Origin of the sequence: Streptococcus sp. UBA3373 (assembly GCF_002360305.1) — a bacterium.
GTDB lineage: Bacteria > Bacillota > Bacilli > Lactobacillales > Streptococcaceae > Streptococcus > Streptococcus alactolyticus.
On record NZ_DEQF01000029.1, the window covers coordinates 1 to 21,313 of the forward strand.

Consider the following 21,313-nt stretch of genomic DNA (forward strand, 5'->3'; position numbering starts at 1 on the left):
ACAACTTAATTATATCAGGTCAAATTTATTGGTTATAACAATTATACTTATAGCTCTTATTACTACACTTGTAGTAGGAATTAAATATCTAAAAAATAGTTCTTCAAGTCATCTTCTACCACAAAAAACTTCTTCAGAACATATGATCACCATGGAGAAACTATTAGCAACTAGTCTATGCATATTAGACCTCGTTATTCTTATCCATTCTAGCTTTCATCTTTTATCTTAACATTACAATTTGAAAAGTTACTGCTACATATTAACTTCAATGTCAAATTTAGCTCGAATATTATTATAAAAGTTAACATACTATAATTGATAAATATTATGATTAATGATTATCATAACAAGATTACCCTAGTTTGAAAGACACTCCTAATTGTCAATATAGAATCTAACAATTAGAAGTGTTTTTATAATACCAACTTTCAAAAATCAAACTATGATAAAAAATACTTTTGAATACAATCCAACTTCATCCCTTTTCTTAAAATAGGCTATATTTTTATTTTATACACTATATGGCATCATTAGTTATTATCTGATGAAAGCAATACTTTTCAACTTATTATTTTTCTAACTTGGTAGTGTATCATCTAATCTAACATAGATTTTTATGTCTAATTTAATTGACAGATTGAATCTCAAGCAATTATATCACACATTTTTACGTGCTCGTAATGCTGAGAGAATTGAAACAGTATCAACAACTTCTTGAAGCATAGCTCCTAATAAAGTTGGGATGACACCTGTTGCTGCAATGACCATCAGCACTAAACAAACAAATAAACCAATTAAAACAGATTGTTTAGCGATTTTCATGGTGTGTTTTGCAATAGCAATAACTTGTGCAACCTTACTCAAATCATCTTTCATGATGACAACATCTGCGTTCTCACTTGCTGCTGTTGATCCATGAGCACCCATAGCAATTCCGACATCTGCGGTTACAAGGGCTGGGGCATCATTTACACCATCTCCCACCATTAAAACTGGTCCATTTTGGACTTCAATATCTTTTAAGTGCTTAATTTTATCCTGCGGTAAGCAATCTGCGAAGACTTTATTAATACCAACCTGCTCTGCTATTTCCTTAGCGACTGAATATTTATCTCCAGTGAGCATAACTAGGTTTTTAACATCCATTTGTTGGAGTTTTTGCATTGTTTCCTTGGCTTCAGGTCGAACGGAGTCCTTAAAAGTAATATATCCGAGTAGATGACCGTTTTTACCAACATAAATGCTAGTTTCTTTTGAAAGATTTTCAGAACTAAAGTTTTTGATAAGGCTCGGTTTGCCTGCTGAAACTTCATTACCTGAAATCTTTCCTATGATACCTTGAGCCGTTACTTCAGTTGCTGATGTGACAGGTAAAAATGTAATACCTTTACTTTTAGCGTATTGTACTAGTGAACGTGCTAAGATATGTGATGAATTTTGTTCAAGACTTGCTGCAAGCTGAATGAGTTCTTCTTCCGTGGTCCCTTCAACTGCGATGATTTGATTGACAGCTAGGTTTCCTTGTGTAATAGTACCCGTCTTATCAAAAGCTACAGATTTTGCACCAGACAACTTTTCTAGGGTTGTCCCTGTTCTAATAATAATCCCGTTCTTTGATGCTTGACTCATGCCAGCAACCAGTGCTACAGGGGCTGCTAATATTAGGGGACATGGCGAAGCTACAACAAGGACTTGAGCAAAACGCACTGGATCTTTTGAGACAAACCAAGCAAATCCACCGATTACATAAGCAATGACTGTAAAAGGAATTGAATAGCGATCAGCAAGTCTAACAAATGGTGCAGGATTTGAAGTTGACTCTTTTACCAATCTCACCAATTGTTGGTATTGACTATCTTCAGCCAGTGAAGTAACTTCAAATTGGATAGAATTTGAACCATTCATAGAACCAGATAAAATATTATCTCCAACCTTCTTTTCAATTGGTTTAGATTCACCAGTCAGTGAGGCTTCATTAAAATCAGATTCTCCACGTAAAATACGTCCATCTACTGGCACCATCTCATCAGGTCTAACGACGACTACATCACCAATTTTTAAAGCTTCAACAGGAACATCTTCCAACTCGTGTCCAATCAAGCGATGTGCAATTTTGGGACTATTATCAAGAAGACTTCGTAATTCACGACTGGCCTGTTTACTGGCATAATCTTCAAGACTTTCCCCACCTGTAAGCATGATGAGAATCATAAGACTAGCCCAATAATCACCAACAAGTAAGGTAGCAATAATAGCTGAAATAGCTAGAATATCAACACCGTACTGACCAGATTTTAAAGTCTTAATCATATCAATAAGCATTGATAAAGACATAATACCGCCGGCAATAGCCACTAGAATGTAGGCCAAATCTGGTTTATGAAGAATAAAATTAATAACCAATGCACATAGTGCAATAGTTAGAGTTGTAAGTAATTTTTTGAAGTTTGACATTCTATTCACCTCTTTCTTACTTTTATTATATTATAATAGTTCCAAAAAAACTACTATTTATAATGATTCTAAATAAAAATCAAATTATTAAGTGCAACAAATATTTTACTGAGCTAAGTCAATATATCTTATTATCATAGTGTGACTTTTATCTAACTTCATAGAATGCAGTAAGTGACTATTTATGGGCGTGAAAAAATCTCTTGAATACCGTGTTCTAAAATATTACTGGAAACTCATTCAAAAGGATAGTCGAAAATTATCGCCCAATGCTTTTTATTCAAGGACTTTCAGAGAAACTCTAATATCTAAAGAGTATTTAAAAAGATTTTTCAAACACGTACCGCAACTTAAAAATTACTACAACCTTTATCCGTTATCAGAAATACATCACTAATGCTACTCCCTTATTCTAACGTCAAACCTGAAGCTACTAACAAACTCATCAAAGATATTAAACGAAACACTTTTGGTTACAGGAACTTTGACAACTTTAAAAAACGCATTTACCTCGCTTTAAACATCAAAAAATCGAGAACATCATTTGTTCTCGCTAGAGTTTAACTTTGACACCTATTACAGTTGACAAAGAGCGATTCATATGCAGGTAACTCTCATCATAGCAAGGACGAATACAATTCATGGTTAATTAATGACATGAATTTATTAAAAGATAACGGTTTTAATCAGTTATACAGCGCCATTGAAAGTATTATAACTGTGCTATTTAACGCTTTTGCTATCATTTATTTTCATTGGCTACTACTTGCGGTTAGTATTTTAATGACTGCTTTAGTTTACTTTCTTCCTAAAATTTTTGAAAATAATATTGCACAAGAAACGGAGGCTGTTTCATCTGATTTGACTGTTGCTTTAAATCGTACAAGTGATTATTTAAGTGGTTTTGACATTTTTTTCCACAATAATCAAACTGCTTACTTTAAAAATCGCATTTTAGCAGACTTTTTCACAGTGGTAAAATCCAAGGTTAAGTTGGCAAGAAGCTCTAGTACGGCTAATTCTCTTTCATTGATGTCAAGTGTTGTGGCACAAGTAATTATTTTTATGGTTACTGGTTATCTAGTCATTAAGGGGGAAATCACTACGGGGGTTATTTTCTCAATTGCCAATCTAACCAGTTGCCTATTCAACTACACTAGGGGAGCTGCTTATAACATTGTTACCTTTAAAGCGACCTTTAAATTGCTAGAAAAATACCCTAAAAAAGTAAGTATTGAGAATCTCGATGCCATAACTAATTTTAATTAAGAATTGGTTATTCACGATTTGTGTGTCACTTTTGAAAATGGCAATAGCATCACCTATCCTAATATTACGATTAAGAAAGGAGAAAAAGTTGCTATTGTGGGAGGCTCGGGTGCTGGAAAATCAACATTAATCCGAGTATTAACAGGAGAATTGACCTGCTATGACGGTGATATTGTGATTGATAATCATCATTACAAAGATACGTTGCTAGAAAGTTTGCAAACTATTTTTGCCTTGATTCCTCAAAAACCACATATTTTTAAAGAATCTTTACTTGATAATCTGACCCTTAGTCGTTCTGTGGATAAGGACGTTTTTAAAAAGGTTTTGACTTTTGCACATGTGGATAGCTTTATTTGACCAAATTATAAAACTCTGAACATTCTTAGCTGCCTCTTTTTTATCGTTCGTTTTTTATACAACAAAAATACTATTTGACTTATAATAAAAATAAGATATAATAATATCCTAACATTATTTAAAACATTGTGTCTTAATATTCGTAAAAAGGAGAAGTAATGTCTACCAACAATCGTTATGTCATCGCAAGTTGTGGTGTTATCTTGCATTTAATGCTAGGCTCTACCTACGCTTGGAGTGTTTATCGTAATCCTATTATTGCTGAGACTAGCTGGAATCAATCAGCGATTGCCTTTGCTTTTTCGCTTGCCATTTTCTGTTTGGGCATGTCGGCTGCATTTATGGGGCAAGTTGTGGAAAAATTTGGACCTCGTGTTACTGGTACCATTTCTGCTATCTTATATGCTTCTGGAAACATCCTGACAGGCTTTGCTATTGCCCAGCATAGTATCTTTCTGCTTTATCTTGGTTATGGTGTCCTTGGCGGTATCGGGCTGGGTACGGGCTATGTCACACCCGTATCAATGATTATCAAGTGGTTTCCTGATAAACGAGGGCTGGCAACTGGGCTAGCTATCATGGGATTTGGCTTTGCCTCTCTTTTAACCGGTCCAATTGCGCATTTTTTAATCACCAAATATGATGTTATCAACACCTTTTACCTGTTAGGGGGAGCTTATTTTCTGGTCATGCTTATCGTCTCACAGTTTCTCAAATTTCCATCCTACAGTGAACAGGATACTGACGACAGTCATAAGCAATTAAGTCAAGGTATTGGAGCTAAAAAAGCCTTAAAAACAGTTGAATTTTACCTGCTCTGGCTAATTCTCTTCATCAACATTTCTTGTGGGCTTGCCTTAATCTCTGTTGTCTCACCTATGGCACAAGATATAGCTGGCATGACTGCCAACCAAGCTGCCATTATCGTTGGGCTTATGGGAATTTTCAATGGCTTTGGAAGATTGCTCTGGGCTAGCTTGTCAGACTATATCGGTCGTCCGCTGACCTTCCTTATTTTATTTGTTGTTAATATACTCATGACTGTATCGCTCATATTCCTTCACGCGCCAGCATTGTTCACCATTGCCATGGCTGTGCTCATGACTTGCTACGGAGCTGGCTTCTCACTCATTCCACCATATCTTAGCGATATTTTCGGTGCTAAAGAGCTAGCAACCATGCACGGTTATATTTTAACAGCTTGGGGAATGGCTGCGCTAGCAGGTCCAATGCTGCTTGCTGTCACATACTCAGCAACCAAATCATACACAAGTACTCTTATTATCTTTATCCTACTCTATCTACTTGCACTAGCTATTACACTTTGGCTAAAATCACAAAAAGAAAATAAATATTTATCATAAAAATAACCCCCTAGCCTGTGGTGAGCAAGCTAGGGGGTTCTGTGTAATAATATTGTCTATTTTTTCAGAGTAAACACAAATTTTAAAGGGTATTCAATACATTTTAAGGAGTAAAGTGTTGAATTAATGTAAAAATTGGATTAGGATTCCTCCAAGGATGAGGACGATTGCACCGCCAAGTCGGTTTGCCATTTGGGCAAAGGCAATCATTTCCATGCGGTCCGCCGCAGAAAGCACAGCGATATTTCCTGTGCCACCTATGGAATTGTTAATCATCCCAGCACCGATAGCTGTTTCGACTGGATACATACCGAGAACCTGTCCCAAAATCCAGCTAGCAAGTCCTATTGACACAACAGATGTTAAACCGATAAGGACAAATTGCCATGTCATGGCTTGCGCTAATGAACTCAAATCAATCATTGAAAGCCCAATACCTGCCAAAACAGCGTGTGTCAAGTTAGTCATAATCACACGATTAAACATAACCACTGCTTCTTCTAATGGTTTTGGTACAATATCAAGCGCTTTGAGAACAAAGACAATGATAATCATAAAGGCATAGCTGTGCACTTTTGGAATAAAGGCATTTAAGATAACGCCGATAAGGAAAAGGGCAAAGGCAAGCATCATTCCGACACCGATTTTTGTAGGGTCAAGCGGAGCTTCAGATTTTTTCAAATCGTCTTTGTCAACAGGGATGAGCACACCGTGCCCATTGAATTTGGTGTTAGCAAATCCACGCGCCAACACAATGGCACCGATAATGGCAAAAATATTTCCTAGCGTGGTTGCTGGGGCTAATTGTGACAAGATTGATGAGGCATCTGTGTGCAATCCAGCCGCATAGATTTTGGATAATGGCACGATTCCTGCACCCATTCCTCCTGCCATTTGGGCAAATGAAATGTACATGACAGAATGTCCAAAGCCTTTCACCAAAAGTTTGCGGTTCATCCCTAGAATTGAGCCACAAATAAGCGCTGCAATATAAAAATCTAGAAAACCCCAATCACTCATGAAACTAGAAGTGGCTGAGACAACTGATCTTGGAATCAATCCTGTTGAAGCTAAGATTGCGGCTAACAGCAAGGTAAAGACTGACCCACCACCAAGGTAAGTATTCCAAAATGGTAATCGTTCACCAAGGAAGTAGAAAAGATGTCCTAAAATGACCAACATGAAAGTAATTCCAACCATATTGAGCGGTAGTTTCCCCATAGCAATAACAACAGCTAAAATGATAACCAGAGCCTTATAAAGTGGAGCGGAAACACCCGCAATTTTAACGTTCGAGAATTTTTTCATACGAATGGTTATCCTCCTTCATTAATATTTTGGATACCATTTAAGGTCACGAACAGCTTTAGCCATGTCTTTTTCTTCAGCTTGAGCCAAACCTTGTTCTTGAGCTTTTTTGGCAACAGCTTCCGCAACTTTGATAGAAACTTCAGCAACGTATTGGAATGGAGGAAGAACAGGTGCTCCTGGTTGACCTGGATCTACAAGACCACTAAGTGAGTGAGCTGCAGCACCAATCATTTCATCTGTAAGAAGTGATGCTTCAGAAGCCAACATACCAAGACCAAGACCTGGATAGATTAGAGCATTGTTTGCTTGACCGATTTGATAATCAACGCCTTTGTAGCTTACTGTACCTGAAGGCACACCAGTAGCAACGAAGGCTTTACCGTCTGACCATTCTATAACTTGCTCAGCAGTTGCTTCTAATTTCTTAGTTGGGTTTGAAATTGGGAAGATAACTGGACGTTCAGTGTTTTCACACATTGCTTCAACAACTTCTTTAGTGAAGGCACCAGCATCAGTTGATGTACCAACCAAGATTGTTGGTTTAACTGTTTTAATAACGTTAAGAAGGCTTGTCATATCACCGCAGTCAGTGAAGTCTTCACGTTTTTTAGCAAATGGTTTTTGAGCAGGTGTCAAATCTTCCATGTCATCGAAAAGAAGACCTTGTTTGTCAATCATGAAGAAGTGTTGAAATATCAATATCAAAATGACTTTCCAATTCAACAATCAATTCGACAGTTCCCATACTATCAAGGACGCCTGCGTCAAACAAATCTTCATCCATCATGTCTGAAACGTCTTCCATAAAAAGATCATCAATAATTGCTAATACATCTGATTTAATATCCATTTGCTAAACTCCTGTTGAAGCCGTTGCTAAAATAGCTGTTGAAAATAAAGCGACTGCTTTAATCTTTTTCATTGGTTTCCTCCTTTATTCATTTCGTTGGCGATGATAGCCAACTCCTGTTAACACAAGAAGATTATCTCCGTTTCGATTAATTCTCTCAGCAATGATAAAGTGTTTTCGCTTGACGGTTAGAATTGCTGAGTAGATCTCGTGAAAACGGAGAATCTCTTCACTAACAACTTGCCAATTGCCATTAACCATTCGTTTTTCTTGCACTACTGCAAACTTTGGTCTGACAATGGCTTGCCTTCCGTCAACAAGGTAAAGAATAGCTTCACCTTGTTGTCCAAGAAGACGTAAGTCTGATAGAGTCATTTCTGGTCTATCAAATACTTTTTGTAAGTTTGGTATAGCAAACTCCTTTCTGCTGCTTATGTAGAAATAAATTCTATCCGCAAATTTAAACGCATGAGTAATACTCACAACTCCTAAACAGGAGTTAAGCCAGGACGTGCCTTCCCTTTTAAAAGGCTGTTACACCGTCTTCCTTATTCATTGTTATTCCATAGGCTTGCTGATCAGATCGGTGTTGGTGTTTAATTGTCAAAGGGCACAAGCAGTTTTAAGACCTGCTTAGGTCAAGATTGACATTTTGAGTTCTCCTTGTAGTATCACTGTTTATCCTTTGACGGTAATATAGTCATCTCATCATCAGCCATAAGTGGGGCATTGTGAATTTCAATTGTTAGTAAGGTAATGCCCGCAAGAACAATAAAGCTAATAATAACAAACACAATGCTAAACATAGTTTCCTCCTTGCAAACGCAGTTCATGATAAGCCTTTGCATTTCGATGTGCAATTTCTTTTTGCTCATACAGTCGTTCTTGTTTTAAGTTTTCTAGTGATTTCAGCAAATAGGCTAATGGTGATGCACTATCCTTTGGAATACGTTCAATCATGTTTAATACTTCAGCACTTGTTACATAGCCACTTGCTAAATATTGTCCGATTTTCATTTTCTGGTTATGAGTCATTGTTAGGACATCTGGGAAACCAAACATCTGGTCATTGTATTTATCAGCAATTATTTGCAAGAGAGAATAATACTTTGGTTCAACGAATGGAGTTGATTGATTTTGTGATAATGACTGATTAGTTTCAGTTGACTGTGAAAATTCATTAGAATTTTTCTCAGTCTTTCTAGAACTAATATGATCACTATAATTAGTCTCGTTATATTCAGTCTCATTAGGGGCTGAATTTGACACCACCCCCGTATTATTTTGACACCCCCCTGGTCTAAATTTGACACCCCGGGTAATTCATCATCGTTAGCGTCAAAATCATCAACAATCAAGTTTCCAAGATAAATACGATTAGCAAGGTTTCCTTTACTACTAGTTGACTGTTGAACTTCCTTAATTAAATCGTATTCAGCTAATTGTTTTTTTATCCTTAACAAAGTTGACTTTGATACTTTAAGAATTTTCATCAAACTTGTATTTGAATAAACTAGATAAATTCGTCCCTCTTCATCAACCCAATTATTTCTTAGGGAAAGGCTTAGTCTATCTTTTAAGATTGAATAAGATACTTTTGAATCTAATCGCATATCTTCATAACGAGGACTTTCAAATAAAAGTTTTGGAAGTTTAAAATATCGTTCAGACGTTTCATACTGTTCTACAGTTATTGCATTAAAAACCATAAATCTATACCATTTTAAAATAAAGCTGACCATTTGGTTTTATTTCAATAAGACCAAATTTTTCTAATTCAGCAAGTTGACTTTGACTTTCTTTACGTGAAATTTTTAACTCAAACATCAAAAATTCAATGAGTATTTCACGCGAATGTAGTTCATTAGAAGTCATGTTTGTATCCTTTCTTTTTAGTACAGAAAAAGAGAACAATTTTCATTGCTCTCTTGACTTATAGATTTATTTTATTAATTCTCAAAACTCTAGACACTTACCGCTCTTTTTTAACAAATCAAATCCCCAATGCAGCTTTTCAAGGCGTTTGAAGAGGTCTGAAATTAAATAACTCACCTCAATGAGAAGTGTTGACTGAATATTTATTCACCACTGTCAGTAGCATATGTCTTTAGGATAGCATAGTTATCAGTTAAAGAATAAAATAAACCACCTTCCTCATCAGTAATGACTTTAGTATTTCCATCAATACCCCAGTCGTTAAACATTTCATCAATGTCACCTCACAATCCCAAGTTTTCCAACTCTGACAAATAACGCCGACTAACATCTGCTTTGATTTTTCCTGTCAATATCGCTAACATATTGCCTGAAAAGCTATTCTCAAGTGCTTTCAAATGATTGATATTAATCAAAGCATGCTTAGAAACCTGTACAAAATCTGGATTTGCTAAGCGATTGCGAAATTTATACAATCGGTCGTTAGTCAGCAATCGTCCCTGCGTCGTTTCCAAAATAAGGGTAGAGCCATCAACATCAACGAGAAGCAAATCTGCCACATGCAACATTTCAATACAATCTACCGTTTTTATCGGCAAAACTGCCGGATCTGTTTGTTCAAATTGGGCAAGATAATCCAGAACTTTTTTGTACGGAATTGTCAAACTGACAGCTTTTAACTAAGACTTCAATAACATCTTTTGGTAACTGCTTATTTTCCTCGAATTGATAGTGCACAGCTCTCCCCCTCATTTTCTACTTATCCACTAATCACTGGACGTTTTTCTTTGACGATTAACATCATTGCTAGAACGCTAAGGTTAATAACCAGCACACCACTGATGATTAGCAATTCTTGATTGACCGTCGTCAATTCTTTTAATTTTAACCCAATGCCTAAGTACGCTTTTTCTGATTTTCCAAGATAGTCTTGGTTAATCAATACCTGACGATAAGCCGCAGCGACGTAGGCTGCTGGCGTTATTTTAACCACAATTTGTGCAATATTCGGTAGTGCTCCAAGTGGCATATAAACGCCCACGAGAAACCCTGAAACTGTCCCAACAATAGTTGATAAAGCCTCACTAGATTCTATCGATTTGACAAATTGTAAAATCAACAAAGCAAGACTTGCTCCGAGTAATGACCCTAAAACCATTATACCAAGTATTTGTGGTAAATGTGAGGCAGAAAGGCTAATCTTATCTTGCCAATGAAAATAGAGTTTCATCACGACAAACATAAATGCTTGCATGGTAAAACCAATGATACTCGCTGACATTAAATAACCCAGATAGACTTTAAAACGTGACGTATCAGTCAATAAAAAATCTTCTAGCTTGTGATTTTCTCGGTCATGAACTAAGCGAACAATTCCTGTCCAAGTTGTCGTAATGCTCGTTATCGCCAAGGTACCACCAATCACCCAATTATCTAAAACTTCTTCCAAATGTGGGGTTCCAGACCAAGAATCCTGCATATTTTTTTGCAAGAAAATAATGTATAAACCAAAAGCAATCAAAGCTCCCAACATCGAGAAAAAAACACTCATTTTATTGGAAAAATAAAGTTTCAAATTTCGTTTTGTCATCGCAACCATTTACGCCATCTCCCTTCCCGTAATGCTTAAAAAGACATCGTTAATATTAGCCTTTTTGTAATCAAAATCCTCAATCACGGCTCGCTTGTCCGACAAAATCGTTAGAGCTTCTGATACACTGTTAACCTCAATTTTCAAACAATCATCCGCTTGTAGATAATAATCGGTATCCTGAAAGGCTTTCACTTGTTGTGTTTTGATTAATAAATGGGGCTGTGTATAAGTTTCTTTCAATTCCTTGGCTGACCCTTTTGCCAAAACCTTGCCATGGTCAATAATATAAGCCATATCCGCATTTTCAGCTTCTTCAAGGTAATGCGTTGTCAAAAAGATTGTTAATTTTTCTTCCGCTTGCAACTGGCGTAATAATTGCCAAATAGCTTCTCGTGTCTGTATATCAAGCCCGGTTGTCGGCTCATCCAAGAAAAGCAAATTAGGCTTATTTAAAAGTGCACGAACAATATCAACGCGACGACGTTGCCCACCTGACAAAGTACCATATGTCTGATTAAGAAAAGCATCGATCCTCGTCAAACGAATCAGTTTATCCATCCAATCCTTATCACGGTTACGGTAAAGCGCCAAACGACTTCTCAAATTATCCAAAACAGTTAATTCCGCATCCAAGACACTCTCTTGAAAGACCATTCCGATTTTTAAATCTGGCGCTAATTCAATTTCACCAGAGGTCGGTGCCAAAAGACCCGTCAACATCCGCATTGTCGTAGATTTACCAGCACCATTTGTGCCAATATAGGCTATTAACATTCCCTCTTCAACTTCCAAATCCAAATGATCAATCACCAATTGGTCTCCAAATGTTTTCGTAAGCTTCTTCGTTCTAATCAACATAACCTTCCCCCCTTTTACAGCTATTATAGCAAAAAAGTCCCAACAAAATAGCCATCTTACGGTAAGCGGTGAAAAATAGCAACTAACCGACAAAAAAAAGAGCCTTAACGGCTCTGTAAATTTATTAAACAGCTGTCACAACCACGTAGCGATCTGGGTCACTACCTTCTGAATAACTATCCACGCCTTCAATGCTGGTGATAGTTTTGTGGACGATTTTTCGCTCACTATTGCTCATGGGATCCATGACATAATCTTTACCTGTTTCAAGCACGCGATTAGCTGCTTTTCGGGTAAATTCAATCAAGGTTTCCGTGCGGTGTTCCATGTAATCATGCACATTTAAAATCACTGAAAAATTCTTTGAATAACGGTCATGCAAGAAGTTTTGTGACAACAATTGCAATGATTTCAAGACTTTACCGTGATAGCCAATTACACGTCCTGCCTCTGGTGTTTCAATTTGCAAATTGATTTGGCGGCGGTTGTGACTGGTTTCAAGCGTTGCTTCGATATCCATTTCATAAATGATTTTTTCGACATAGGCAGCTACTTCTTCAGCCGCTTTTTCGATATCATTGCTCAATTCAGCACGGTTGTCAGTCGATGAAACAGGCTCTTCTTTTGGTGTTTCTGGAGTTGGTTCAGAAACAGTAATTTCGGGGCTTGCTGAAACTTCTTGGGTGTCAGCTGTATTTTCTGGAGTATCAGCCTTTTCCAAGGCCTCTAAAACCGCTGTATGACCAGCTTCTTCAAGAATTCTTTGGGTCGATTTTTTGTGTTTGACGATGTTTTCCTTAACTTCATCATCAATCTTTTCGCCACGTTCTTCCATTTGCTTGATGATTCCTGAAATTTTGCGCAATTCCAGTGTGTCCTCAAGTTGAGAAGAAACGGGGGTGTTTTGTTGATTGATGGTATCAGGAACGCCTCTGACAGCCTTTTGGTCTGCCCTATGAGCCGTTACTTCATTAATGCCTTCAATATCAACTTGAGCTGGTTTTTTACCAAATCCTAAAAAACCATGTTTTTCACGAGAAACGACTTTAATATGAGCTTTCAAGCGGGTTAGTTGCATCTCGTTTAGCCCTTTTTCGATTGCTTCTTCAACAGTTCGACCTGTGAATAATACCATACTTTCCTCTCCTACCTTTTTCTTCTTTGAGCTTTCTTTTTAGCTCGGCGAATTCTAGCAGCACGTTCTCTTTCTGCTTGCTCTTCTTCCAAACGTTTTGCAATAATTTTAAATGGGTTATTTAACAAAAGGATTTGGAAAACTTGGAAAGCATAGGATACAGACCAGTAAAGCACAACCCCTGAAGCCAATCGGAAACTCATAAAGAAAATCAAGACCGGCATGACATAAGTCATCACAGTCATGGCCATGTTTTGCTCACGCGCAGCCTTATTGGTCAACCAAGATGACAAGAAAGTAAACAAAGCAGCTGCCAACGGCAAGATGAAGTAAGGGTCTGGTTGTGACAATTCAATCCACAAGAAAGTCCCTGTCTTCAAGAAAGAAACGCGAGTCAAAGCTTGATACAAGGCCATCAAAATCGGCAATTGTACCAACAAAGGAATCATGGTCGCATAAGGATTGACACCGTATTTTCTGTAAAGAGCTTGGCTTTCCTCAGCCAATTTCATACGGCTATCTGTATCACGACCTGGGTAACGCTTTTGCAATTCTCTCAACTCTGGTTGCAAGTCTTGCATTTTTTGACCAGATTTGATTTGAATATTGTAAAGCGGCATCATGAGGGTTCGGATAACAATGGTGAAGAGCACAATCCCAACACCGATACGACCGTTAATGGATAGCCACTGAATGGCTTTGGCAAAGAAATAAACAATCTGGTCCCATCCATTTGTTGATGAGGCTGTCACTTCTCCAGTACCACAAGCCGTTAGAAGTAATAAACTAAGACCGCTAAGTCCTAATAATTTAAAGTTTCTTTTCACTAGTTAGACCTTCCTGATATAGATTAGCAATTTTTAAAACATGGAGTAAATTCTTTTTCACTTCATGGTAGTCTAGCTCCTCGACACCTTTACGCGCAATAATCACAAAGTCGTAAGGCTGCAAATGAGGTGAGAATTCCAAAAGGACGTGTCGAATTTTTCGCTTGATACTGTTTCGTGTCACAGCATTTCCAAGTTTTTTGCTTACAGAAAGCCCTGCCCGATAGTGGCTTTGATTTTTTTTGAAATAATAAACGACAAATTTTCGGTTGGCAACACTAGTGCCTTGACTGAAAATAGTCTGAAAATCTTTGTCACTTTTAACACGATAGGTTTTCTTCAACGTACGACTCCATTCTAAATTATGTCTATTATACCATAAAAATTCAAAAAGCCCCAACCTCTAATGGTTGTGGGCTCAATATCTTCTGTTAGACGTTTATCTCACCTAATCTTTTTGCTGAGCTAAGCATTGTTTGGCTTGGTCAATTTGCCACTGTACTTGGTCAAAGCCTGTACCACCAAGCGAATGACGGCGTTTGACAGCCGTGTGAGAAGCCAACGTATCGTAAATATCCGCCTCAATCAAGTCAGAAATAGTTTGGTAACGCTCCAGCGGCACATCTTGCAAATAACAACCTGCCTTGGTGCATTCCAAGACTAACTTGCCGACGATTTCGTGGGCTTGACGGAACGGTAGACCCTTGCTAGCTAGATAATCGGCTAACTCTGTTGCATTTGAAAAATCTTTCTCTGTTGACTCAGCCATGTGCTCTTTATTAACCGTCATGGTTTTGAGCATTCCTGCCAAAATATCAATGGCCACCGTAATGGTTTCCACCGTATCAAACATACCCTCCTTGTCCTCTTGCAAGTCTTTATTGTAAGCCAGCGGCAAAGATTTCATCACGGTCAATAACCCAATCAAATTGCCATAAACACGCCCTGATTTTCCACGAATCAACTCGGCCATATCAGGGTTTTTCTTTTGCGGCATAATAGATGACCCTGTTGAAAACGTATCTGATAGGATGATAAACTGAAATTCATTTGAGCACCAGTTGATGATTTCTTCGCACATACGGCTCATGTGCATCATCAACATCGAACTATTGGCCAAAAATTCCAAGATAAAATCACGGTCAGATACAGCGTCCAAGGAATTGCTATAAGGTTTGGCAAATCCCATCAAATCCGCTGTCATGTTACGGTCAATAGGGAAAGTCGTTCCCGCCAAGGCTGCCGCACCAAGAGGAGAGAGGTCTGTATGTTTCACGTTAAACACAAAACGTTCACTGTCACGCGTGAACATATTATAGTAAGCCATCAAGTGATGCCCAAATGAAATAGGCTGAGCGTGTTGCAGGTGGGTATAACCTGGCATGATGGTGTAAACGTGCTCTTGTGCCAAATCCACCAAGGTTTCCCGCAAATGAGCCAACTTACCAATCACCTCATCCAATTTTGCCTTCAAATACAGGTGCATATCCGTTGCCACTTGGTCATTACGCGAACGTGCCGTGTGCAATTTACCCGCCACAGGACCAATTTTAGCAGTCAAAAGGCTTTCCATATTCATGTGGATATCCTCATTTGACACGTCAAAAGTTATCTGGCCTGCCTTGTATTCTGCTAAAAGTTCTTCCAAACCTGCCTTGATTTGATCAGCCTCGTCTTTAGTGATAATACCTGTTTCACCCAGCATAGTCACATGGGCAATTGACCCTTTCAAATCAAATTCTGCCATTTTTTGGTCAAAAGAAATGGATGCTCCAAATTCCTCAACCCATTTTTCAAGACCAGCCTCAAAACGCCCGCCCCATAATTTATAATTGTCATTCTTATTCATAATCGTTTCCTTTTCCTAAAAGCAATCACGATTTCGTGTTGGTATTGTTATTAAAAAAGCTAGATTGCTCTAGCTATTTCACCTCACGGGGTGCTGGGCTTAAAGGCATCTCGCTGGATGGCCTTATTTAAGTTCGATGCCACTCTCTGTTGGCACTTGCGAATGAAAGTTATAAGAAAAGAGGTTCAGATAGGGCTCCCTGTCCCTTTTTATCTGAAGCTTGATGGATAAGCTTGTTGTCTCCTAAGCCTAAACAGTATCCCACCAATTTTCTTGTCTTATTGGTTGTTGACTTGTGAATTGACTTGGGTGGGTAGTCCCCAAAGTTTGATGAAACCTACGGCTGCGTCTTGGTCAAAGCTATCGGCTGATGTATAAGTTGCCAAGTTTTCATCGTAAAGTGAATTTGGTGATTGACGTGCCACCACTTGGGCGTGGCCTTTGTATAATTTCACTTTCGCAATACCATTTACTACTTTTTGCGTTTCTTTGATGTAGGCAATAATGGCTTGGGTTGCTGGGCTAAACCAAAGGGCATTGTAAATCAAATTTGACAATTCATTTTCAAGAATGGGTTTGAAATGTGATACTTCACGCACCAAGGTCAAATCTTCGATTTCTTTGTGGGCAGTCAAAAGTGTGATAGCTCCAGGGCATTCGTAGATTTCACGCGATTTGATACCAACCAAACGGTTTTCCACGTGGTCAATACGTCCAACACCGTGTTTTCCAGCAATCGTGTTCAATGCTTGGATAAGGTCTGTCAATTTCATGGCTTCGCCGTTTAGGGCAACGGGTTTTCCTGCTTTAAATTCAATATCCACAAATTCTGGTGTGTCAGGTGCTTCTTCTGGTGACGTTGTAATGCCAAAGGCGTCTTCTGGAGCTTGATTCCAAGGATTTTCAAGAACACCGCATTCATTGGCACGACCCCAAAGGTTTTGGTCAACAGAATAAGGATTGTCAAGGTCAGCTGGAACTGGAACGCCGTTTGCTTTAGCGTACTCAATTTCTTCCTCACGTGACCATTTCCACTCACGCACTGGCGCAATCACTTTTAGACTTGGGTCCAGCGCAGCAATGGCCACTTCAAAACGCACTTGGTCGTTTCCCTTACCTGTACAACCGTGGGCAATAGTTGTTGCACCCGTTTCGTGGGCGATTTCCACCAATTTTTTAGAAATAACTGGACGGCTAAGGGCTGATACCAAAGGGTATTTTTGCTCGTAGTAAGCATGAGCTTGCAAGGCTGGGAGAACATACTCCTCAGCAAACTCATCCTTAACATCAAGGACATAAGACTCAATCGCTCCGACCTTAAGTGCCTTATCATGAATAAAGTCAAGGTCTTTGCCCTCACCAACATCCATACAAACCGCAATCACATCATAATCTTTTTTAAGCCAAGTAATCGCAACTGATGTATCCAAACCGCCTGAGTAGGCTAAAATCACTTTTTCTTTTTCCATAGAACTTCTCTCTTTTCTTATAGTTTTCGTCTTTATTAATTTTATGTGCATAATTATACACAGGTAAAATCATATTGTCAATAGAAATTTGAATATTTTTTCAAAAAATATCCCGTTTTTTATCTTTTATAAGTGTTATACGGTATATATACAAAAAATCATCTTCTTTTATACAAGAAATACAGAGCAAGTATTCTGGCATAAAAAAATAACCTACCACAAATTGTGATAGGTTAGGTCATTTAATGACTCTGCAATCTTAAATCCTCAATTTTTTGGGCTATTTTCTGATAGCCTGTCATCTGTTTAAAAACATCCCATTCAATCCACTCAAATGAACTAGACTCTTTCTCATCTATGATAACCTGAGTATCCTTGCTCGATAAAAATAGGTATTGGCAATCATAGTGGTAATGACTTTTTTCATTTTTTAATGTATTTTCTGGAATTTTATGAATAGAGATGTGGAATGGAACAAGCGGATTGAGCGGATTTACACATTTATAGACTAAGTTTTCCGCATCAATCTGAGTTTCTTCAACCAACTCTCTTTTGGCAGCCATTAGAGGATTTTGGTCAGAAGGTTCAATGTGACCTCCTGGTTGCAGGTATCTCTTTAGAATATTATGGTGAAGCATCAAAACCCTGTTATCTTGCTCTGATACGACAAATATAGAAGCTGTAAAATGCCCTCTAAAGTTCTTTCTATTCGTCAATTCACTATCTGTTTCAGTAGCTACCTGACTTAAAAGATTGTCACAAGCAGACTGCTCATCAGGGTTATTCAAAAGGTATTCTACCAATAACTCCTGATATTGCCCCATCCCCAATCTCCTTCCCATTTTGCCTCGTCACTCATTATGACAGGCTTTTAAGCATGTTATCGATGTGTTCGATTGATTTTTCACGACCAAGAAGGTAGATAGTATCTGGAAGTTCTGGACCGTGCATTTCACCTGAAACGGCGATACGGATTGGCATGAAGAGGTTTTTACCTTTGATGCCTGTTTCTTTTTGAACGGCTTTGATTTGTGGGAAGATGTTTTCAGATTTGAAATCTTCATCACTCATCGCTTCTAATTTTGCTTTGAAGGCTTCAAGAACGGTTGGTACAGTTTCACCAGCCATGAATTCTTTTTCAGCATCAGTTAATTCTGGGAAATCTTCAAAGAACAAGTCTGTCAATGGAACGATTTCGTCCACAGATTTCATTTGTGGTTTGTAAAGTTCCACTAATTTTTCAGCCTTGTCTGTCAAACGACCAGCTTTTTCCAAGAATGGTTTTGCCATCGCAAAAATGGTATCAAAATCAGCATTCTTGATGTATTCGTTGCTCATCCAATCCATTTTCTTTTGGTCAAAGGCAGCTGGAGATTTGCTCAAACGATGTTCGTCAAAGAGTTTAATCAATTCTTCACGTGAGAAGATTTCATCCTCACCACCTGGGTTCCAACCAAGAAGAGCAATGAAGTTAAAGACAGCTTCTGGCATATAGCCTTTTTTGCGGTAATCTTCGATAAATTGAAGCGTGTTGGTGTCACGTTTTGATAGTTTTTTACCTGTTTCAGAGTTGATAATCAAAGTCATGTGACCAAACTCAGGTGCTTCCCAGCCAAGTGCTTCGTAAACCATCAATTGTTTTGGTGTATTGGCAATGTGGTCATCTCCACGGATAACATGTGAAATCTCCATTAAGTGGTCGTCAATGACAACGGCAAAGTTGTAAGTTGGATAACCATCTTTTTTCTGGATAACCCAGTCACCACCGATGTTGCCACCTTCAAATTCAATCTCGCCTTTAACGATATCATTCCATTTGTAGATACCTGATTCGTTGACAGCCAAGCGAACCGTTGGAACGATGCCTTTTGCTTCACGTTCAGCAATGTAGGCTGCTTTTTCATCCTCAGACATACCAAGAAATTCGTTAATGTAGCGTGGTGTTTCACCAGCAACTTCTTGGCGTTCACGTTCAGCAGCTAATTCTTCTTCTGTAACGTATGATTTATAAGCTTTACCTTCTGCCAACAATTGGTCGATGTATTTTTGGTAAATATCCAAACGTTCTGATTGGCGGTATTTGTCATGAGTTTCTGGGCTTTCGTCCCAATCCATTCCCAACCATTTGAGGTTTTCCAATTGTGAACGTTCACCGTCTTCGACATGGCGTTTACGGTCAGTATCTTCGATACGGATAATAAAATCACCACCATGGTGACGAGCGTAAAGGTAATTAAAGAGCGCAGTTCGCGCATTTCCGATGTGTAAAAGTCCCGTTGGACTTGGTGCGTAACGCACACGAATCTTCTTAGGCATTGTCATCTCCTATTACATTTCAATCATTCCTATTATAGCACAATCTTGAGTCTTGGAACAAAAAATTCAGCTGAAATCAGCTGAATTCCTTCCTATATCCAAGATTTAGAACAATTGAACTTTAACTTGATGCTGAACTAGCTGCACTTGACTCTTTTTCCTTGATATAATCAATAGCAATAACCAAAGAAATGACAAGGTCAGACAAAGAATCATCAGCAATTTCCACTCGATAAGTTGAAGGAAATTTAAACCATTCTTGATGAATCTTAGCCACCTCACGTCCTTGGTTAAGAAGGCTAAATGTCATATTCCAAATATCCCCAGCTACTTCTAAACCAAAATCAGAAATATCATACTTAGCTTTCAACAGTGAAAAACGTTTTTGAATCGTGATTTCCTTACCATCCGCAAAAGTCACCATAAATTTCTGGAAAGGAAAACTAAACTGCTGCTTAATATGACTGACAGTCTTTCTTTGTCCATCAAAAATAGTAAATTCCTTAAATAGTTTCAGAAAAGAACCTTGAACCTGATAAGCCAAACGACTATCCTCATCAAAGATGTCAAACTTGCCAGCTAGCGACCAGAATTTTTGGCTGATTTCAAATTTTCGCATAAACTTCTCCCAATTTACTCAAAACCCTAAAGGCATTTTTATGGCAAATCATTGCCCGCAGCCAAGTAGATTTCATACCATTCTTTTCGCGTTAACTGGATTTCTGCCGCCTTAGCTGCTTCAGCAACACGAGCTTTTTTGGTTGTTCCAATCACAGCTTGCATTTTTGCTGGATATCGCAACACCCAAGCAATAGCAACCGCTGACGGGCTGACATGATATTTTTCAGCCAAACGGTTTAAAACGTGATTTAACTCAGGGTATTTCTCAGAACCCAAGAAAACACCGCCAAAATAATCAAACTGAAGTACTGACCAAGCTTGAATCACCACATCATGCAAGCAACAATATTCAAAAATACTGCTGTCGCGAACAATCCCAGCCTCTTGTTTCATATTGACATGAAAACCAGCGTCAAAACTAGGGGTAAAGGCTGCACTCAGTTGCAATTGATTAGCCACCAAAGGTTGGTTAACATCTTTTTGAATCAATGCCATCATCATCGGATTTTGATTTGAGACACCAAAATCGATAACTTTTCCCTGTGACTTCAACAAATCAAAAGCTTCCGCAATTTCTGCAGGCTCCATAAGCGCATCTGGACGATGAAGTAACAAAGAATCAATGTAATCAACATTAAGACGCTCTAAAATGCCATCCACAGCTTCTAAAATATGCTCTTTTGAAAAATCAAAATAAGTAAATTCTTCCATGCGGATACCACATTTTGATTGAATCCACATCTTCTCACGCAAGTCAGGACGACGTTTCAACACCTCTCCTAAAATCTGTTCACATTTTCCATGACCATAACAATCAGCAATATCAAAGGCATTAATTCCAACCGCCAGAGCAGACTCAATCAAGTCTTCAACTTGATCAACCGTCATTTCTGAAATGCGCATTAATCCCAAAACAACTTCTGAAACTTCCTTTTGGCGCTCGCCAAATTTGATATATCTCATTTTCTCTCCTTTTTCAAAATCAAACACCTAGAGTGTTACTTCACTGATGCGACCAGTATTCACATCATAAACAGCACCAGAAATCACAATATCATCAGGAATCAACGGCGACTCGCGCAGCTTTCTAACATCCTC

General features: G+C 38.3%; 20 protein-coding genes and 6 pseudogenes. 4 read left to right on the forward strand and 22 right to left on the reverse strand.

Annotation, left to right across the window (positions count from 1 at the left end; all coding sequences use genetic code 11):
* Positions 1-660: 660 nt before the first annotated feature.
* Positions 661-2,457 carry a heavy metal translocating P-type ATPase gene (locus tag B3R79_RS04280; RefSeq protein ID WP_168261152.1) on the reverse strand — a complete coding sequence of 599 codons (1,797 nt, stop codon included), beginning with the start codon at positions 2,455-2,457 and terminating at the stop codon, positions 661-663.
* A gap of 199 nt (positions 2,458-2,656) precedes the next feature.
* On the opposite strand from B3R79_RS04280, the pseudogene B3R79_RS04285 reads away from it, so the two are divergent.
* The 4 genes and pseudogenes from B3R79_RS04285 to B3R79_RS04300 all read left to right on the forward strand — a co-directional run.
* Positions 2,657-3,021: pseudogene (locus tag B3R79_RS04285) on the forward strand (transposase); the annotation flags it as partial.
* An 18-nt stretch (positions 3,022-3,039) separates the two neighbouring features.
* Complete coding sequence (locus B3R79_RS04290; protein WP_257903772.1) at positions 3,040-3,726, forward strand: ABC transporter transmembrane domain-containing protein; 687 nt, start codon at positions 3,040-3,042, stop codon at positions 3,724-3,726.
* 18 nt (positions 3,727-3,744) lie between these two features.
* Positions 3,745-4,086 carry an ATP-binding cassette domain-containing protein gene (locus B3R79_RS04295; RefSeq protein ID WP_250319019.1) on the forward strand — a complete coding sequence of 114 codons (342 nt, stop codon included), beginning with the start codon at positions 3,745-3,747 and terminating at the stop codon, positions 4,084-4,086.
* Positions 4,087-4,244: 158 nt separating this feature from the next.
* Positions 4,245-5,450 carry an L-lactate MFS transporter gene (locus tag B3R79_RS04300; protein ID WP_039671247.1) on the forward strand — a complete coding sequence of 402 codons (1,206 nt, stop codon included), beginning with the start codon at positions 4,245-4,247 and terminating at the stop codon, positions 5,448-5,450.
* Positions 5,451-5,573: 123 nt separating this feature from the next.
* Here the strand turns inward: B3R79_RS04300 and B3R79_RS04305 are convergent, their stop codons facing one another.
* The 21 genes and pseudogenes from B3R79_RS04305 to B3R79_RS04405 form a co-directional block, all read right to left on the reverse strand.
* On the reverse strand, positions 5,574-6,758 hold the full coding sequence (locus tag B3R79_RS04305; protein ID WP_293693963.1) for a 2-hydroxycarboxylate transporter family protein: 1,185 nt from the start codon (positions 6,756-6,758) through the stop codon (positions 5,574-5,576).
* Between the two features lie 21 nt (positions 6,759-6,779).
* Positions 6,780-7,454, reverse strand: a pseudogene (locus tag B3R79_RS04310) (malic enzyme-like NAD(P)-binding protein); the annotation flags it as partial.
* Positions 7,453-7,611: pseudogene (gene dltC, locus B3R79_RS04315) on the reverse strand (D-alanine--poly(phosphoribitol) ligase subunit DltC); the annotation flags it as partial. The pseudogenes dltC and B3R79_RS04310, both read right to left, overlap by 2 nt.
* An 84-nt stretch (positions 7,612-7,695) precedes the next feature.
* A complete protein-coding gene (locus B3R79_RS04320) occupies positions 7,696-8,022 on the reverse strand; it encodes a hypothetical protein (RefSeq protein ID WP_014295381.1) in 327 nt (108 codons plus the stop codon).
* A 260-nt stretch (positions 8,023-8,282) separates the two neighbouring features.
* Positions 8,283-8,417, reverse strand: a complete 135-nt coding sequence (locus B3R79_RS04325; protein ID WP_268828079.1) for a hypothetical protein — start codon at positions 8,415-8,417, stop codon at positions 8,283-8,285.
* On the reverse strand, positions 8,410-8,880 hold the full coding sequence (locus B3R79_RS04330; RefSeq protein WP_293693976.1) for a hypothetical protein: 471 nt from the start codon (positions 8,878-8,880) through the stop codon (positions 8,410-8,412). Before B3R79_RS04330 ends, B3R79_RS04325 begins: the two co-directional genes overlap by 8 nt.
* A gap of 230 nt (positions 8,881-9,110) precedes the next feature.
* Positions 9,111-9,353 (reverse strand): annotated as a pseudogene (locus B3R79_RS07435) (replication initiator protein A); the annotation flags it as partial.
* Positions 9,325-9,486, reverse strand: a complete 162-nt coding sequence (locus B3R79_RS04340) for a hypothetical protein (RefSeq protein ID WP_006531779.1) — start codon at positions 9,484-9,486, stop codon at positions 9,325-9,327. The gene B3R79_RS04340 and the pseudogene B3R79_RS07435, both read right to left, overlap by 29 nt.
* A gap of 344 nt (positions 9,487-9,830) precedes the next feature.
* Positions 9,831-10,284 (reverse strand): annotated as a pseudogene (locus tag B3R79_RS04345) (LytTR family DNA-binding domain-containing protein).
* Positions 10,285-10,306: 22 nt separating this feature from the next.
* Entirely contained in the window at positions 10,307-11,146 is an 840-nt protein-coding gene (locus B3R79_RS04350; RefSeq protein ID WP_293693966.1) for an ABC transporter permease, read from the reverse strand.
* Entirely contained in the window at positions 11,147-11,998 is an 852-nt protein-coding gene (locus B3R79_RS04355) for an ABC transporter ATP-binding protein (protein WP_293651009.1), read from the reverse strand.
* A gap of 124 nt (positions 11,999-12,122) precedes the next feature.
* Positions 12,123-13,133 (reverse strand): RNA-binding cell elongation regulator Jag/EloR, encoded by a 1,011-nt coding sequence (jag, locus tag B3R79_RS04360; RefSeq protein WP_293693968.1) that lies wholly within the window; start codon positions 13,131-13,133, stop codon positions 12,123-12,125.
* Positions 13,134-13,144: 11 nt separating this feature from the next.
* Positions 13,145-13,960: a YidC/Oxa1 family membrane protein insertase gene (locus B3R79_RS04365; protein WP_167829311.1), complete on the reverse strand. Its 816-nt coding sequence runs from the start codon at positions 13,958-13,960 to the stop codon at positions 13,145-13,147.
* Positions 13,944-14,303 (reverse strand): ribonuclease P protein component, encoded by a 360-nt coding sequence (gene rnpA / locus B3R79_RS04370; protein ID WP_154455285.1) that lies wholly within the window; start codon positions 14,301-14,303, stop codon positions 13,944-13,946. Before rnpA ends, B3R79_RS04365 begins: the two co-directional genes overlap by 17 nt.
* A gap of 105 nt (positions 14,304-14,408) precedes the next feature.
* On the reverse strand, positions 14,409-15,809 hold the full coding sequence (argH, locus tag B3R79_RS04375; protein WP_293693970.1) for an argininosuccinate lyase: 1,401 nt from the start codon (positions 15,807-15,809) through the stop codon (positions 14,409-14,411).
* Positions 15,810-16,087: 278 nt separating this feature from the next.
* Entirely contained in the window at positions 16,088-17,278 is a 1,191-nt protein-coding gene (locus tag B3R79_RS04380; protein WP_154455287.1) for an argininosuccinate synthase, read from the reverse strand.
* A 242-nt stretch (positions 17,279-17,520) separates the two neighbouring features.
* A complete protein-coding gene (locus B3R79_RS04385; RefSeq protein ID WP_293693972.1) occupies positions 17,521-18,102 on the reverse strand; it encodes an NUDIX hydrolase in 582 nt (193 codons plus the stop codon).
* Between the two features lie 34 nt (positions 18,103-18,136).
* Positions 18,137-19,594, reverse strand: coding sequence for a glutamate--tRNA ligase (gltX, locus tag B3R79_RS04390; protein ID WP_168261160.1), 1,458 nt, complete (start codon positions 19,592-19,594; stop codon positions 18,137-18,139).
* A 121-nt stretch (positions 19,595-19,715) separates the two neighbouring features.
* Positions 19,716-20,213 (reverse strand): LURP-one-related/scramblase family protein, encoded by a 498-nt coding sequence (locus B3R79_RS04395; protein ID WP_168261161.1) that lies wholly within the window; start codon positions 20,211-20,213, stop codon positions 19,716-19,718.
* A gap of 38 nt (positions 20,214-20,251) precedes the next feature.
* Complete coding sequence (locus B3R79_RS04400; RefSeq protein ID WP_293693974.1) at positions 20,252-21,178, reverse strand: aldo/keto reductase; 927 nt, start codon at positions 21,176-21,178, stop codon at positions 20,252-20,254.
* A 27-nt stretch (positions 21,179-21,205) separates the two neighbouring features.
* Positions 21,206-21,313, reverse strand: a pseudogene (locus B3R79_RS04405) (carbonic anhydrase); the annotation flags it as partial.